The 15,408-nt window shown below is 43.7% G+C and carries 14 protein-coding genes; 8 read left to right on the top strand and 6 right to left on the bottom strand.

What is annotated here, in order from left to right; translation table 11 throughout:
• Positions 1-6 precede the first annotated feature (6 nt).
• Genes Q0993_RS14720 through Q0993_RS14710 form a run of 3 tightly spaced genes read right to left on the bottom strand, consistent with a single transcriptional unit; the run spans position 7 to position 3,053 of the window.
• Positions 7-1,638 carry a PQQ-dependent sugar dehydrogenase gene (locus Q0993_RS14720; RefSeq protein ID WP_299534342.1) on the bottom strand — a complete coding sequence of 544 codons (1,632 nt, stop codon included), beginning with the start codon at positions 1,636-1,638 and terminating at the stop codon, positions 7-9.
• Positions 1,623-2,576 carry a TIM barrel protein gene (locus Q0993_RS14715; protein WP_299534340.1) on the bottom strand — a complete coding sequence of 318 codons (954 nt, stop codon included), beginning with the start codon at positions 2,574-2,576 and terminating at the stop codon, positions 1,623-1,625. Before Q0993_RS14715 ends, Q0993_RS14720 begins: the two co-directional genes overlap by 16 nt.
• A gap of 12 nt (positions 2,577-2,588) precedes the next feature.
• The gene (locus tag Q0993_RS14710) at positions 2,589-3,053 is read right to left on the bottom strand and encodes a hypothetical protein (protein ID WP_299534338.1); all 465 of its coding nucleotides are present in this window, start codon (positions 3,051-3,053) and stop codon (positions 2,589-2,591) included.
• Between the two features lie 172 nt (positions 3,054-3,225).
• Between Q0993_RS14710 and Q0993_RS14705 the strand changes: the two genes are divergently transcribed.
• The 4 genes from Q0993_RS14705 (at position 3,226) to Q0993_RS14690 (ending at position 10,336) form a co-directional block, all read left to right on the top strand.
• Positions 3,226-4,362 (top strand): Gfo/Idh/MocA family oxidoreductase, encoded by a 1,137-nt coding sequence (locus Q0993_RS14705; protein WP_299534336.1) that lies wholly within the window; start codon positions 3,226-3,228, stop codon positions 4,360-4,362.
• Positions 4,363-4,707: 345 nt separating this feature from the next.
• Positions 4,708-6,252: a hypothetical protein gene (locus Q0993_RS14700; RefSeq protein ID WP_299534334.1), complete on the top strand. Its 1,545-nt coding sequence runs from the start codon at positions 4,708-4,710 to the stop codon at positions 6,250-6,252.
• A 71-nt stretch (positions 6,253-6,323) separates the two neighbouring features.
• Entirely contained in the window at positions 6,324-8,177 is a 1,854-nt protein-coding gene (locus tag Q0993_RS14695) for a cytochrome c peroxidase (protein ID WP_299534331.1), read from the top strand.
• A 116-nt stretch (positions 8,178-8,293) separates the two neighbouring features.
• Positions 8,294-10,336 carry a fasciclin domain-containing protein gene (locus Q0993_RS14690; protein ID WP_299534329.1) on the top strand — a complete coding sequence of 681 codons (2,043 nt, stop codon included), beginning with the start codon at positions 8,294-8,296 and terminating at the stop codon, positions 10,334-10,336.
• Here Q0993_RS14690 and Q0993_RS14685 read toward each other — a convergent pair.
• From Q0993_RS14685 to Q0993_RS14675, 3 genes are read right to left on the bottom strand one after another with little or no spacing between them, the layout of a single operon-like run.
• Positions 10,333-11,094 (bottom strand): TIGR02757 family protein, encoded by a 762-nt coding sequence (locus tag Q0993_RS14685; RefSeq protein WP_299534328.1) that lies wholly within the window; start codon positions 11,092-11,094, stop codon positions 10,333-10,335. The two genes, Q0993_RS14690 and Q0993_RS14685, sit on opposite strands and share 4 nt — an antisense overlap.
• Positions 11,091-11,648, bottom strand: coding sequence for a CPBP family intramembrane glutamic endopeptidase (locus Q0993_RS14680; RefSeq protein ID WP_299534326.1), 558 nt, complete (start codon positions 11,646-11,648; stop codon positions 11,091-11,093). The genes Q0993_RS14685 and Q0993_RS14680 overlap by 4 nt, the downstream gene beginning before the upstream one ends.
• A gap of 48 nt (positions 11,649-11,696) precedes the next feature.
• Complete coding sequence (locus Q0993_RS14675; protein WP_299534324.1) at positions 11,697-12,383, bottom strand: ABC transporter ATP-binding protein; 687 nt, start codon at positions 12,381-12,383, stop codon at positions 11,697-11,699.
• A gap of 224 nt (positions 12,384-12,607) precedes the next feature.
• Between Q0993_RS14675 and folE the strand changes: the two genes are divergently transcribed.
• From folE to Q0993_RS14655, 4 genes are all read left to right on the top strand, one after another.
• The gene (gene folE / locus Q0993_RS14670; RefSeq protein ID WP_299534322.1) at positions 12,608-13,207 is read left to right on the top strand and encodes a GTP cyclohydrolase I FolE; all 600 of its coding nucleotides are present in this window, start codon (positions 12,608-12,610) and stop codon (positions 13,205-13,207) included.
• Between the two features lie 87 nt (positions 13,208-13,294).
• The gene (locus tag Q0993_RS14665; protein WP_299534320.1) at positions 13,295-13,591 is read left to right on the top strand and encodes a hypothetical protein; all 297 of its coding nucleotides are present in this window, start codon (positions 13,295-13,297) and stop codon (positions 13,589-13,591) included.
• Positions 13,592-13,727: 136 nt separating this feature from the next.
• The gene (locus tag Q0993_RS14660; RefSeq protein WP_299534318.1) at positions 13,728-14,948 is read left to right on the top strand and encodes a sulfite oxidase; all 1,221 of its coding nucleotides are present in this window, start codon (positions 13,728-13,730) and stop codon (positions 14,946-14,948) included.
• Positions 14,948-15,403 carry a monoheme cytochrome C gene (locus Q0993_RS14655; RefSeq protein ID WP_299534316.1) on the top strand — a complete coding sequence of 152 codons (456 nt, stop codon included), beginning with the start codon at positions 14,948-14,950 and terminating at the stop codon, positions 15,401-15,403. Before Q0993_RS14660 ends, Q0993_RS14655 begins: the two co-directional genes overlap by 1 nt.
• Positions 15,404-15,408 lie beyond the last annotated feature (5 nt).

Raw genomic sequence — 15,408 nt, 5'->3', positions numbered from 1 at the left:
TGTTATTTACTTTAAGCCTTTACGTTGATGTACAATATCAGCGGCCACAATATTTCCTTTGGTTTTTCCAAACTCGGTTCGAATATAATTCAAAATATCCCTTATTTCATTGTCCCCTAAATTTTTGTAGGCCGGCATCTCACCTTGGTACTGAACACCGTTAACCTCTATGGGTTGGTTAAGCCCTCCTAAGGTAACATCTATGAGTCTGGCTACGTTGCCCGATACCCACTCACTATCGACTAAAGGTGGAATCTGCCCCACATTTCCTTTACCGTCCGGGGCATGACAGGCCGCACAATGCGTGCCATATAGTTTGGCACCGTTATCCAGATCCTTATCGGATGTATTGGATTTTGCAATTTCCGGACTTAGACTTATGGGAACAAATTCTTCCTGTAGCAGAAGGGGTTTTTCCAAAGTCGCCAACTGTCGTTGTATGCCTCCATTTGCTATTTGAATCTTAAGAATGCGATCACCATTGGATTTGGGCAAGGAGTCGTACAACCAAGGCTGATGTCCCTGGTGCCAATCCATATTGCTTGTAGCCAAATAAACCTCTCCTTCTTTGCCCACAGCTACATCCCGTAACCTTCCAAAGAATTTTTGAAAAAAGAGATGCTCCTTACTGATTTCATCGCCTTCTTCGTTTAGGGACAAAACCCGAAAAGAACGGCCTTTTAGGGTAGTCAATAGCAAACTGTTTTTCCACTCGGGAATTTGATCATGATTATAGTACTCTAATCCCGCCGTTGCGATGGTGGGTGTCCATGCCATAAGGGGCTCCTGGGTAACCGAATCCTTACTATAGGCCGTTTCGTTTTCCAGATCGATAAAGCCATGGACATCCGGCCAACCATAGTTTGAACCTTTTTGTATGAGGTTTACCTCGTCATCATTGTTGGGGCCATGTTCCGAAGCATAGAGTTTGCCGTTCCCCACAGTTATACCCTGGATGTTTCTATGCCCTGTGCTCCAAACGGGATTGTTGGGGTAGGGATTGTCATCGGGTATACTACCGTCTAGATGAATTCGCAAGACCTTTCCGTTCAAGGTCCCGATTTCCTGAACGGTTCGGGTATCCCCGGCATCCCCGGTGCCGATCCAAAGCTTATCCTCAAAAATGAGCATGCGACTTCCGTTGTGATAGGTGTTCCCAGGAATATTTTTTAAAATCACCTTTGGATTTATCAAACTATCCCCTTCCAAGGCATACTGGACAACTTTGGAAGAAATGAGATCCAGAAAATTGCTGTCCTTTTCCGCCACGGCGTAATGGATATACACAAGCGGATGGATATCAAAATTAGGATGCAGGGCCATGCTGAACAACCCGGACGATTTTCTGTAGAAAAGATCATCCAAAATGGCCAGATTCTGAATTTCTCCTGTTTCAATGTCGACCCGATTAATTGTACCCTTTTGTTCCGTAAAATACAACCATCCATCCGGACCGGGTACCAAGTCCCAAGGCACCTCTAGATTTTGGGCTACTTCGGTCACTAGCAACATCGAAGAGTCCAATTTTACGTGGGCCAGATAGTTTTTTCCGTTCCAACGAGGTTCGGAGGATGTTGAACAGGCCAGGATTAGCATTGCGCAACAGCTTACTACACTAAATATTAAGCCTCTTCCCATAGTTGTTCTGCCTTTTTTAAATCTTTTTGCAAAGCGGTAAACACAACTTCCGGCGCGACCGAGATTTCCGATTTTCCGTGTGAGGCACCGCCCAAGGGATATTCGGCATGTAGAATTACCGGAACGTTGATCTTGTATTTTTTCAATAAACCAAAATACTTTTTGAAGTCTACCATTCCTTCGCCCAAGGGAACGTTCATTACTTTCCACCGACCACCGATTTTTTCCCATTTATAATCTTTTATAGCGATGGATTTAATATGATCCTTGATAAGCCTTAGACCGTTTTCCCAGGATAGACCGCCCTCAACCATGGCATGTCGTATATCATATTGTGCACCAAAGTAATCCTTGTCCGCTTTTTCCAACAAGGTCTTTATTTCCCAAATGGAAGCTCCGACCCAGGTGCCCGAGTGATTTTGGTAACAACCCTTTAATCCCAAGGACCGATTAAGCTCGCTAAGGGATTTGATGATCTGGGCATGTTCCTTAAGCGTATCTGGCATGGAACGGTTTTCGTCATACCGCAGCCAATTACAGCGATAATGGGTAATACCCTGTTGTGAAGCTACCTTCAATACCTCGGCATCCAAAGCATCATGGGCGTTGTCCACCGCTGTTGTCATTAAATGACATTTTGAACCTCCTTTCTTTATTTCCGCTATGGCTTTGGGTAAATCCTCCGCCACATTTTCAGGAAGCACATGACCTCCGGGTCTGACCGTAAGGTCCAAGCCTGCAAAACCCATTTCAGCCGCTTTCTCCCCAGCGGTCCGATAGTCCAAAAATTGCAAGTGTTTTGAAAATAAATAAATGGGTAACTTCCCCTCACCATCCAAAGCTGCTTGGGATAAGGTCGGCCAAGAATGTAAAAATGGCACGGCACCTAGGGCGCAGGTGGTTGTTTTTATAAATTGTCTTCTTGTTGTTTCCTCCAATGTAATTTTTTTCTAGTGTTCGCTTCGTTTCAATTGTTGTTCCTCCGTTTGACTTAAAGGTAAGGCTTTTATCACTGTGTCGATTTTAGGGCGTAGCTTTATTAAATAGGCCAATAGGGACAGACCTATAACCAGGTGCAAGGCATTTCCATTAATATAATAGCTGGCCAAGGCAAAAAGAGCCGGACCTTCCAAGAGCGCGTATTGTATAATGGAAGCAGTAAGGTAACGGGTCAACTTGCTCGTCAAATCATCTTTTCGATTTACACTTTGTAGTTGTTTTTGGAACAAATACTTGCCTAGAAAATAGCCTAGAAGGGCAATTGTAGGAACTATGTAAAGGTAGTAATCATGGGAATCCGTCCCAACCTTGAAAGAACGGTTCTGAAAGTAAACGAACAGGGCAAAGACTATGAGCCCAAAAATCAAAGAGCCATGAAGCAGCGTAAGGGTGCGTAAAAAGGATTTAATTTGCATAAATGTCCAGGCAACAGACCTTTTTGTCGTTTCGTATTGATACGTACTAAAATAGTAGTTTTAGTCGAGAAGCAATTTCTTAACGTACTATTTCTAAATTTTACGTTTGGCGTACATAATTTGGGCAGTTTATTTATACTTTTAAAACGCGAGTAACTGAAATTCCAAAGACATGGATAGAAGAACCTTTAACAGTAAATTGTCCCAGAGCATGGCCGGAACGGCCTTGCTAAGTGGAATGCCTTTAGTAAGCGCCATAGGTGGGGCACAGAATAAAAAGAAATTGGGCATTGCCCTTGTAGGATTGGGAAGCTATAGTACCTACCAATTGGCACCGGGACTTCAGGATGCCGAACATTGCTATTTGGCGGGCATCGTTACGGGTACCCCTGAAAAGGAAAACGTTTGGATGGACAAGTACGGAATACCCAAGGAAAATGTCTACAACTATGAGAACTTCGATTCCATTGCCAAAAATGATTCCATTGATATTGTGTATGTAGTGCTGCCGAATAGCATGCACGCGGATTTCAGTATTAGAGCGGCCAGGGCGGGGAAACATGTTATTTGTGAAAAGCCCATGGCTATGAGTGTTGCGGAATGTGATGCTATTATTGACGCTTGCAAGAAATCCGGAGTGAAGTTAAGTGTGGGGTATCGCATGCAATCCGATCCCTATACCAATGAGATTAAACGGCTGGTAAGCGAAAGGCCATATGGCAAGGTTATGTATGTATCCTCGGATGCCGGCTACATTTCCAGGGGCAATCCGGACCAATGGCGATTGGATCGGACCTTATCGGGAGGAGGAGCCTTGATGAATATGGGAGTCTACTCCATACAAAGCAATATATATGGTGTGGGACATAATCCCATTTCGATCTCTGCCCAGGAATTTAGTACCCGTCCCGAATATTTTAAGGATACCGATGAATCGATTACGGCCCAAATGGAATTTCCCAATGGGGAGGTGGGCCATTTGTTCACATCACATAATGCCAATGCCAACCGCCTTTTTGTTTCCTTTGAGAAAGGATGGGTAGAGCTTAATCCCTGCCATAGTTATGGGCCAATATCTGGGCGAACCTCGGAAGGAACGGAGATTGAGTACCCCCATCAGAGTCAGCAAAAAGTACAAATGGAAGATTTTGCCAAACACATTCTATTCGGCACCCCAAATGTGGTCCCTGGGGAAATGGGCAAAAGGGACATGGTTATCGTAGAGGCTATTTACAAATCGATTGCCGAGGGCGGAAAACGCATCCCTTTGGATTTAGGGGATATGGGTCTAGTTAAAAAAGACAAGTAGTCAATAGCCGGAAATACACCTTCTACTTCATTACCTTCTCCAATGTTGGAAAAATGACACCTGCACCATATTGAATGGGGTGGGCATAGGTCTTCAATGGTCCCAAACATACTCGTTTATCTTTATTTAAGGCGTAGGGATCAAGTGTACCATTCATTTGGAAATGCCAAATCACCTTTGTTAAAGAAATCTTTAATTAGACCTATCCTAAATAGTAACATTTAGTTAACCACTTTAACATAAGGTTAAACATATCCTAAAATAATGACCAATCTCAGTTAACGTAGTTTGTCAACTCTACCGATACCTTTGGATAAGTAATAACACTAAAAGCTTTAAAACAACATGAGAACACTTAAAAATGTATTGCTATGTTCAGGAATCATTGCAATGTCCGCTTGTGACAGATTGGATGATTTTATTGGAGATGGCGGCGGAGATGGCGAGCCAATGGGAACAATGTTCGAGAACAAATCGAACCTAGAGCCCCTTGTAGCGTTAAAACCTCAATTTAACTTTGTTGATGCGTATTCCTTGATTAGTTCTTCGGACGTATTGGAGGATGGCTTCCGTTTTGTAGGAGCAACCGATGGCGCCGGATTGGTTAGGGATCCAAATAGTGATGGGTATCTCTACTTGGTAAATGCCGAGGATGACTACGCTGTCGCTAGAATCGAATTAGATAAATATTTGAATCCAACGGGTGGAGATTGGATGTTAAACTCCGGTGTTGCCGACTTTGCTCGACAGTGTTCTGGAACCATGTGGGAGGCCGATATCCATGGTGGAAGTATGGATTTGTTTCTTTCCGCTTCGGAAAGTTTCAATTATGATGTAAAAGGAATTGATCCATATCAGGCTGTTCCAACACCAACCGCCGATTTTGGCATGGATGCCTTGGGTGAGTTTGCTTGGGAGAACGCTGTACCATTACCTCAAGGAGCTTATATTGGTAAGACTGTCATCATAGGTGGAGACGATGATTCCAGTGGTTCTGAAGGTCAGGTTACCCTGTACTACTCGGAAAACGGAGATGCAGATCTTACAGGAGGTAAGATATATGTACTTCGTTTGAAGCAAGTAGATTCCGGTGAGGTAGATGCTGATGGTAATCCAATCGCCATGGACGTAGAGCCCGGTGTTCTATACAACGAAAGTAACTTGGTCTTTGGGGAAACCTATGCTGTAGAATTTGTAGAGATTGAAGGTGGAGAGGCCTTGACAAAAGATGAAATGGAAGATGCCTGTGTTGCCGTTCAGGCTACTGCCTTTATGCGTGTTGAGGACGTAGATTACCAAAAAGGAGATTCCGCTGCCAACAGAAACCTATATTTTGCAGTTACAGGGCGAGGTCCTGGAAGAGGCACGTATAACGATTGGGGAACCGTTTACAAATTGGAATTGGATGCAGATTCGCCCATGACCGGTAAATTGACACAGATTATCTCTGGGAATACCGATACCAATAACATGGATGGTAACTTGGCTACATTGCAAAGTCCCGATAACATCACTGTCACTGAAAACTTTGTGTACGTTCAAGAGGATCCAAACTCTTTCTCTAGAGGTCATACTGCTTATATCTATCAGTCCGATCTTAGTGGTAACAATATCAAGGAGGTATTGGAATTTGTAGTACGCCAGGATTTGGACCCCACCGGAAGCACAAGCTTTAGCGGTGAATATGGTGCCTTGGAAGACATCTCCGACAAAGTCGGGGAACCCAATACATTCTTGTTGAACTTACAGCCGCACTACTGGCAAAGTGATGATTTCAAAAATGTTGATGGGCATAACTTTGAAACTCGTCCCGAGTGGGAGCCAGGAGGTTTCGCCAGGGAGGACAATCAAGGTGGACAAATCGTCATATTACGAGGATTACCTAGATAAGCATTAACCAACATAGATAAAGACCTCCATTAAACAATGGAGGTCTTTGTGTTATTCAAAAAATTGCTTAAATGAATAGATTGTTGCTTTCAATTCTCATCTTGTCCCAACTTTTTGGCTGCAAAGAAAATAAACAAAACACGGTGGCCTTAGCCATGGAAGATGGAATAGTCTGGAAACCGGTCCAGGATTACTATTTGGATCATATTACCAAGGCATTTTCCTTATTGGACAGCCTTGAGACACTTCCCATGACCGGGAATAGGACCCGTGAAATCTTTGCACAGATCCGAAGGGAATTCAAACAGGCCGAACCATATGCCTCTTATTTAAATCCCGAGGTCGGGCATAGGACCAACGGACCGGCATTGCCCATAGTTACGGATGATACGCAACGTGTGTTACTGCCTATAGGACTCCAGAAATTGGAGGAAAGCATTTATGAAGGAGGGGAGACCGAACAGCGCTACAGAGAAGAAATTTCCATTATGAAGGGACTCTTTCAGAATCTGCTCAATGGGGTCAAAAAACGGGAAGTAACAGCACAACGCTTTTTTATCGCTACCCATCAGCAATTAATGCGCATTATTAGCTTAAGTATTTCCGGATTCGACACCCCTGTAAGCCTGTTGGGTCTTGAGGAAACCTTGGTTTCTTTAGAAAGCCTAAAAGAAGTATATACGCTTAGCCTTCAAAAAACAATCTTGGAAAAAGATATCCGTTTGGACCACCAGTTCCTGGAAGGTATAAAAAAAGCACAGGACTTTATAAATGCCAACCCGGATTTTGAGTCCTTTGACCGTTTTACTTTTATACGGGATTACATGAACCCTGTTACCCGAAACTGGGTACGGATTAGAGAAACTGCCGATATTTGGAAACCGGTAAACAACAAACCTTTTAATTTCGATGCCCCTACCTTCTTTGAGGATAATTCCTTTAACATAGAGTTTTTTACCCCTCCTATCAACAGAAATGCCACTGATAAAAGAATTGCACTGGGCAAAAAACTGTTTTTTGACCCTAACCTCTCCGAAAACGGTAAAATGGCCTGCGTTACTTGTCATAATCCTAGTAAGGCTTGGGCAGACGGCTTGGTTGTAAATTATGATAAGAACGGAAATCCGTTAGAACGAAATACACCAACATTGGTTAATTCGGCTTTCCAAAAAAGCTTCTTTTGGGACGGTCGTTCTCCAAATCTCTTAGACCAAATTACGTCGGTTTTTACTAACGATAAAGAATTCGATAGCTCCGTACATCAATTTTCTACGGAGATTCTAACGGACACCACTTATATTTCCCTCTTTAAGGAAGCGTATGGTGGTATTTCTGGTAGAAACACTGAAATTATTCGAGCTATTTCATCCTATATCTCAACATTAAACGGTTTTAATTCCAAGTTTGATAGAAATATTAGGGGAGAGGAAGACACTTTTACAAAAGAGGAAAAACAGGGATTCAATCTTTATATGGGCAAGGCCCTTTGCGCCACATGTCATTTTATCCCCTTGACCAATGGTACCGTACCGCCATTTTTCAACGATCATGAAAAAGAAGTGATCGGGGTACCGGAAACGGGGGCCAACCAAAAATTGGATGATGATCTGGGATTTTATTGGCGGCACGAAAAAAAATTGGAAGTGCATCGTGGAATGTTTAAAACACCCACGGTACGTAATGCTGAACTTACCGCGCCTTACATGCATAACGGGGTATATCGGACTTTGGAAGAGGTTATGGATTTCTACAATAAAGGTGGGGGAGGAGGAATGGGCTTTGATCTGGAATACCAGACCTTACCCTTTGATGAGTTGAATCTTACCCCAAGCGAACAAAATGCGATCATTGCCTTCATGAAGACCTTAACGGATACCGAGGTATCATCAAACGAAGCCTATGTGCAACCGGATAATGCCTTGTAAACCATTAGATCGAATCTTTTAAAACTTAAAGAATACCTAACACATCGTTAAAGCTTGATTCACATTAAAGGTGTGGTAAACCCTTAATTTCAAAGAAAATTTAAGAACACTAAAAAATGAAAAGAACCCACACTATTTCCAACCTCCGTCGTTTCATACTTCCCCTATTTTTGTCTTTTTTAGTCTTTGCATGTAGCAAAAACGATGATGCCACGGATACCGATGGCAATACCGATGCGATGAACGATGGGGAAAATCAAGAGGAAACATTACCCAATATCGTAGAGTTGGCCCAGTCCGTGGATGTTCTGGAATATTTGGTCGATGCTTTGGTCCAAGCTGATGCTGGATTGGTGGAAGCGCTTTCCGAAGCTGGTGAAAACACCGTTTTTGCCCCGACCAACGATGCCTTTAAGGCTTTACTCGCCCAACTGGATGGCCTTGAGAATGTGGAGGATTTTGACGAAACGGCCGAAAAGGAACTTTTGGCCGAAATATTAAAGTACCATGTAATCGGGGGGACCTCGGCATTTTCCGATGAACTTTCGGATGGCACTGTCTTGGAAACGCTTCAAACAGAGGAATTAGGGATTAAAGTTGATGCCACGGTATTTGTGCAGGACAAGACCGAGGAAGAGGCTGAAGTGGTGGCCGCGGATAATGAAGCTTCCAATGGAGTGGTACATATTGTAGATAAGGTTCTCCTCCCCCAGGCTGTTTTGGATATTCTATTTCCAAAACCTACTATCGTGGAACTGGTAAGTACAACCGATGAATTATCGCTTTTGAGGGACGCTGTTGTAAAGGCCAATCTGGTGGACGCCCTTAACGCAGAAGGTCCCTTTACTGTATTCGCACCTTCCAATGCGGCCATACAGGAACTGTTTGATCTATTGGGAGATGATTATGCTAGTTTTGACGATTTTGATAACATCATTGAGCTTCAGATATTGGAACAAATTCTGCTGTACCATGTGGTAATGGGAAATGTGGGCTCCACTGATCTGGCCCCGGGAACCGTACCCACCCTGCTTACCGACAACAGTATAGAGGTAATTGCATCCGGTGAAACATTTGTAATCGGAGACGCCTCCGAGACCGATGCCAATATCCTTGATGCGGATAAGGAAGCCTCCAATGGTACCGTACATATCATTGATAAGATTCTTATTCCCCAGGAGGTTTACGATTTATTGGGCCTTTCAGGGGATAGTAGCGCTAAGACTATTGCCGAATTGGTAGAGGAAACCGAAGGTTTTTCCTTTCTAAAAGAGGCTTTGGAGCTTACAGGGCTTTTGGATACTCTGGGAGAGGAGGGACCATTCACGGTTTTTGCCCCTTCCGATGAAGCACTTTTTGGATTGTTGGCCCTTTTAGGGGAGGGTTTGGGCAGTATAGAGGATTTTGATTCCGAATTTGAAATAAATCTGTTGCGGGATGTGCTATTGTATCACGTGCTTCCCGGAATTGTGACTTCAGCTGATCTTGGGGTCAGTACCGCGGATACCTTTTCCGACGGAAATTCCCTCAACATCGTTTCCACTGAAGAGGGGTTCGGATTGGTCGATGCCACGGGTTTTCCAGCTAATTTTATTGTAACTGATATTCCTGCCGAAAACGGGGTAATACATACCATAGACCGCGTGCTGATTCCACACTCCGTTATAGAGGATATTGCTACAGAGGCGGCCAGTGTGGTAATGGAATTTGTGGACTCCTTGGATGAAGAGGAATTGGATTATGCACACTGTCTACTGGTACGCTTTAACCAACTTTTCTGTGATATTCTACAAGAAGAATTTACCTTCTTTTTACCAACAAATCAGGCCTTTTTGGAACTTTTCGGTTCCCTGGACGGTTATGATTCCTTGGCGGATTTTAACACCGCCGAAGATTTGGAGATTCTAGCGACTATTTTATCCTATCACTTTATCCCAAATGCGACATTGACCTCTGGAGACCTAAGTGATGGTCAATCCGCAGCTACCTTACAGGGTGAGGAAGTAATGGTGAAGATAGACGGCGGGGTATATATTTTGGACAAGTCCGGTAGCCCGGCCAAAGTAACCTCTCCCGATGCCGAAGTATTGAATGGGGTTATCCACATCATTGACAAGGTTTTATTACCCCAAGAAATTTTAACAGCCCTTTCGTCCTAAAACTTTTCAAAGACCCCTAGTCCAAACAATGCGAAATCGTATTTTACGGGATCTAGGGGGTCTAACCTGCGAAGGTTTGTATCCAATTCGGATACGGCTTTTGCGTCGTTCTGTTTACGGGTCAATAACCCCAGTTTTCGGGCCACGTTACCGGAATGTACATCCAAAGGGCAGGACAACTGCGATGGATTCAAGGTTTGCCATAGTCCAAAATCGACTGCAGTACTGTTATCCCGTACCATCCATCTCAGAAACATATTGATACGCTTTGCCGCCGAACCTTTTTCTGGATCGCTAATATGTTTTGTAGTTCGGTTCAGGTGGGGAAGTTCAAAGAAGACCCGTTTAAAATTGGAGATGGACGATTGCAACGACTTTTTTACGGCTTTGTTGAATACCTGTTCCAGTCCGCCATGTTGCACGTAAATATTTTGAAGGCCTTTGATGAAGTAGATAAAATCGTCTCCATTAAAAGTTCTATGGACAAAATTCGAAAGTCTTTCCAAATCGATTTCCTGGTGGTTTTTTACGAAATCGGACGGGGCGTTGTCCAGAAGCTCCATCATGGAAGTAGCATTGTTGATGATACTTTTACGATTTCCCCAAGCAATTGTTGCCGTCAGAAAAGCACTGATTTCAATATCCTCTTTTTTGGAAAACCGATGAGGGATTTGAAGTGGGTCCGACTCTAAAAATCGAGGATGGTTATAGTATTCTACCTTAGCATCCAAAAACTCCTTTAGCTCGGATTTTTTCATGATATTGGGAGGTTAAGTGCTTTTGCCAGGATTACAGGCCCTACCAATATAAGGTTATAACAGGCATGGAGCGCTATGGCCCAAAGTAGACCAAATCGTATCCTAATATATCCCAAAATGATACCTGCTACCAATTGTGGGGCAACAAGAACAGGAGAAAGTAAGAGAATGGTCGGGCGCATCTCAAAATTGGTGATATGATAAAACCCAAAAATCAAGGTAAAGCCATAAAAGAACCAAGAAAACCGTCTTTTTTTCCTAAAAAGACGCAAGGGTGCCCTGAAAATGAGCTCTTCCAAAATAGGGGCAGCGATTACCGTTCCCAGCAACACCCATAAAAAAGAAAAGCGCTCAATAAAATCATCAACGGCATGTTTTCCAAAATCCAAATCAAAAATGACCTGAATCCCGCGTATAGACCATCCTAAAACAAAGGTCAGAACAAGGGAAACGCCCAGTAATCGCAGAAAAATGCCAAACCGATACTTGAAATCCCGGTTTTCATCGGTTTGGTAGACCGGGTTCTTTAGAAAGACTAAGAGTTCGTGGAACATAAAAATAAACAGTTAGACCAAGCGCACCTACGGTCGGTCGGCATTCGGTTATTCCGGAAATACAGCTTTTTGGGAATCGGTAATACGCCCATCCACCATGGTGAGCTTACGATCGGCCATATCCGCAAGTTCCTTGTTATGGGTTACGATTACAAAGGTTTGGTTAAATTTATCCCGCAACTCAAAAAACAGTTGGTGCAGATTGTCCGCGCTTTCGGAATCCAAATTTCCGCTAGGTTCGTCCGCAAAAATAATGGAGGGATCGTTTATGAGCGAACGGGCCACGGCTACCCGTTGCTGCTCACCTCCGGAAAGTTCATTGGGTTTGTGGTGATATCTATCGGAAAGCCCAAGAAAGTCCAAAAGTTCTTTTGCCTTTTTCTCCGCCATTGTTTTGGGGGTGTCTTTGATGAAGGCAGGAATGCAGACATTTTCAAGTGCGGTGAACTCGGGAAGCAGTTGATGAAACTGGAAAATAAAACCAATATGTTCGTTGCGGAACTTGGCAAGTTCCTTGTCCGACAGGTTTGTGGTCTCCACGCCATTAATCCATAGCTTGCTGTCCTTTTTATTGGATTGTTCGTCCAATGTCCCCAATATCTGCAATAAAGTAGTTTTACCGGCACCGGAGGCACCTACAATGGAAACGATTTCTCCTTTTTGGATACTGAGGTCAACCCCCTTTAAAACTTGAAGTTTTCCATAAGATTTTTGGATGTGGACCGCTTTGATCATGGCTATTGTCTAAACGCTGCTCGAAAGTAAACATTAACCATAACAATGCAAAAGCCGTGGGGCCTTAATACCGAAGCTTAAGTGTAAGATGGGGGCACAAATTGGGAAGAACGACAATTTTTATTTTCGAAACGCTAATAATACGTTAATTTGCCATTCGGAAAGTTCAAAAAATACTTTTGTTTATATTTTTGAATGAAAAATTAAACAAAACTTAGATAAATATGGCGCCTTATCAGAACTTGGAGGAATACAACTTGGAAATAACGAATGATGTAAAGGAACGCTTTTCAAAGATTATTTCCGAAATAGGGGAGGATGTTGAACGCGAAGGCCTGGTAAAGACCCCGGAACGAGCGGCCAAGGCCATGTTGTTTCTTACCCAAGGGTACAAACAGGATGCGGCAGCCATCCTCAAAAGTGCAATGTTCAAGGAATCATACAATGAAATGGTCATTGTAAAGGACATAGAAATCTATTCGTTGTGCGAGCATCATATGCTTCCCTTTTTTGGAAAGGCCCACATTGCCTACATCCCGGACGGACATATTGTGGGATTGAGTAAACTACCCCGTATTGTGGATGTTTTTGCCCGTAGGTTGCAGGTCCAGGAGCGTCTCACCGAACAGGTATTGGATTGCATCAATGATACCTTAAAACCTCAGGGAGTAGCCGTGGTAATTGAAGCGGCGCATATGTGTATGATGATGCGTGGTGTCCAAAAACAAAATTCGGTGACCACTACCTCGGGCTTTCGGGGATCTTTTAAGAACGAGGAGACCCGAAATGAATTCCTAAAATTGATCAGTTCCAATCTTTCCTGATACCAAACCTGACATTTTAAATAAAATTTACTTTATTTTCCTTGGCATCTTTATTGCTTTGGAATAGGTAATGTTTATTTTTAAGTCATGTCAAAAATCAAGGATAAAAAATACAAGACACTGCTCTTAGGCTTACTGTTCGACGGTATAGGAATGCTTTCCTTTGCCGTTCCCCTGGTCGGCGACTTTTCGGATATTATCTGGGCCCCGGTTTCGGCCTGGCTCATGACCCGAATGTATAAGGGAAAAATTGGTCAGGCGGCTGCGGTTTTTAATTTTATTGAAGAAATCATTCCCGGAATGGATGTCATTCCCTCATTTACCATAATGTGGGTGTATACCTATGTCTTTAAGGGAAAGCCAAAGGTAATCGAAACCGAATAGGGAAATACGTTATTCAGTTGAAGGGCCAATAGGCGCAGGCATCCCCGTTAAATGTGCCGTTTCCCGGAAGTATTAAAAGTTACCTTTTCCACGGCAAAAGTCCTAACTTTATGCCTGCTGTAAATCCAATGGTTCCATGAATAGGAGAAAGTTTGTAAAAAAGACCACTTTGGCCGCAATGACGGGTGTGGTTGGTTGTGATATTGTGTTTGGTACGGTTATGCCTCGGGGATACGTGCCACTTTCGCTTCAGGATCCAGATCCCTTTACCTTATTCGATAAGGACAGGGGGATGGTCGTTTTAAACGACAGACCTTGGAATATGGAGGCAAGGGTCCATCTATTGGATGATAGGATTACGCCTTCCAAATACATGTTTATCCGTAACAACGGGTTGATTCCTGAGGATATTGCCGTAGAGAATTGGGTTTTAACCGTGGACGGGGAATCCGTACAACAAAAAAAGCGCTACACCCTGCAGGATTTAAAATCCAAATTTGCCCATCATACTTACCAGTTAACCTTGGAATGTGGAGGGAATGGACGAAGCGAGTTCAATCCTCCGGCCAAAGGAAATCAATGGACCATAGGTGCGGTTTCCTGTGCAGAATGGACGGGGGTGCGACTCCGGGACATTTTGGAAGATGTAGGCCTAAAGGATACTGCAGTATATGTGGCATATCATGCCGCTGACCTTCATCTAAGCCGCAATCCGGAAAAAGAACCCATCTCCAGAGGAGTACCTATGGACAAGGCTATGCAAGACGAGACGTTATTGGCCTTTGCCATGAACGGAAGGGATATCCCTATGGTCCATGGTCACCCCTTGCGCTTGGTAGCTGGAGGTTGGCCGGCTTCCGCCTCGGGAAAATGGGTAAATCGCCTGAGTATTCGCAATAAAATACACGACGGCCCTAAAATGGGTGGCAGCTCTTACCGAGTACCTTGCAATCCGGTGGCCCCCGGAGAAAAAGTTGCGGACGAGGATATGTGTATTATTGAGTCCATGCCCGTAAAATCACTGATAACCTATCCAAAATCGGGGGCAATGATTTCCGAGGGAAAAAAACTGAATATTCGCGGCCATACCTGGGCAGGGGAACTGGAGGTGAAAAAAATGGAGTATTCCATTGATTTTGGATCTACCTGGGAAACCTGTGCTTTGGAAAAACCGGCGAATCGATTGGCATGGCAACATTTCTCCGCAAGCATCGATTTTCCAAAAAAGGGCTACTATGAGATATGGGCCAGGGCCACGGATGCCAAAGGAACTTCCCAACCCATGCTTCTTCCGGGATGGAATCCCAAGGGTTATTTGAACAATGCCTGTCATAGAATAGCCGTAAAAGTAGTTTAATGGGAAATGCTCATAAAACATACAGGAAGCGTGCTCGGAGACTCTATCGTATACTGATCGTGGTAAGCGTCCTGGCCCTAATTACCGCTATTGGTGCATTCTATTTTTATGGGGACCGGCACAATTCCGAGTATATTGTACCTCCCAAAAAATTGGAAGAAGGACAAATCGCGAAAAGTTTGGATTCCATCACGGGATTTATTCAGGCCCCGGGAATGCAGGAGACCATTACGCATTGCACGCCCTGTCATTCCGCCCAACTGGTTACCCAAAACCGCATGACAAAGGAAGGTTGGCTTTCTACAATTCGATGGATGCAAGAGACCCAAAACCTGTGGGACTTAGGTGATAATGAACCTATCATTTTGGAGTACCTGGCCATTAACTACGCCCCGCAAGAAAAGGGTAGGCGGGAGAACCTGAAGGTGGAGGCGTGGTATATATTGAAGGAATAAATAAA

Source organism: Ulvibacterium sp. (assembly GCF_028285715.1).
GTDB lineage: Bacteria > Bacteroidota > Bacteroidia > Flavobacteriales > Flavobacteriaceae > Ulvibacterium.
The sequence above is the reverse complement of the archived record's forward strand: the minus strand, read 5'-3'. Positions and strand labels throughout refer to the sequence as shown.

Bases quoted from the DNA above. Each gene is read 5' to 3' on its own strand.
- Q0993_RS14710 (WP_299534338.1), bottom strand. From the start codon at position 3,053: ATGCAAATTAAATCCTTTTTACGCACCCTTACGCTGCTTCATGGCTCT.
- folE (WP_299534322.1), top strand. From the start codon at position 12,608: ATGGCGCCTTATCAGAACTTGGAGGAATACAACTTGGAAATAACGAAT.
- Q0993_RS14660 (WP_299534318.1), top strand. From the start codon at position 13,728: ATGAATAGGAGAAAGTTTGTAAAAAAGACCACTTTGGCCGCAATGACG.
- Q0993_RS14665 (WP_299534320.1), top strand. From the start codon at position 13,295: ATGTCAAAAATCAAGGATAAAAAATACAAGACACTGCTCTTAGGCTTA.
- Q0993_RS14685 (WP_299534328.1), bottom strand. From the start codon at position 11,094: ATGAAAAAATCCGAGCTAAAGGAGTTTTTGGATGCTAAGGTAGAATAC.
- Q0993_RS14705 (WP_299534336.1), top strand. From the start codon at position 3,226: ATGGATAGAAGAACCTTTAACAGTAAATTGTCCCAGAGCATGGCCGGA.
- Q0993_RS14700 (WP_299534334.1), top strand. From the start codon at position 4,708: ATGAGAACACTTAAAAATGTATTGCTATGTTCAGGAATCATTGCAATG.
- Q0993_RS14655 (WP_299534316.1), top strand. From the start codon at position 14,948: ATGGGAAATGCTCATAAAACATACAGGAAGCGTGCTCGGAGACTCTAT.
- Q0993_RS14675 (WP_299534324.1), bottom strand. From the start codon at position 12,383: ATGATCAAAGCGGTCCACATCCAAAAATCTTATGGAAAACTTCAAGTT.
- Q0993_RS14680 (WP_299534326.1), bottom strand. From the start codon at position 11,648: ATGTTCCACGAACTCTTAGTCTTTCTAAAGAACCCGGTCTACCAAACC.
- Q0993_RS14690 (WP_299534329.1), top strand. From the start codon at position 8,294: ATGAAAAGAACCCACACTATTTCCAACCTCCGTCGTTTCATACTTCCC.
- Q0993_RS14695 (WP_299534331.1), top strand. From the start codon at position 6,324: ATGAATAGATTGTTGCTTTCAATTCTCATCTTGTCCCAACTTTTTGGC.
- Q0993_RS14720 (WP_299534342.1), bottom strand. From the start codon at position 1,638: ATGGGAAGAGGCTTAATATTTAGTGTAGTAAGCTGTTGCGCAATGCTA.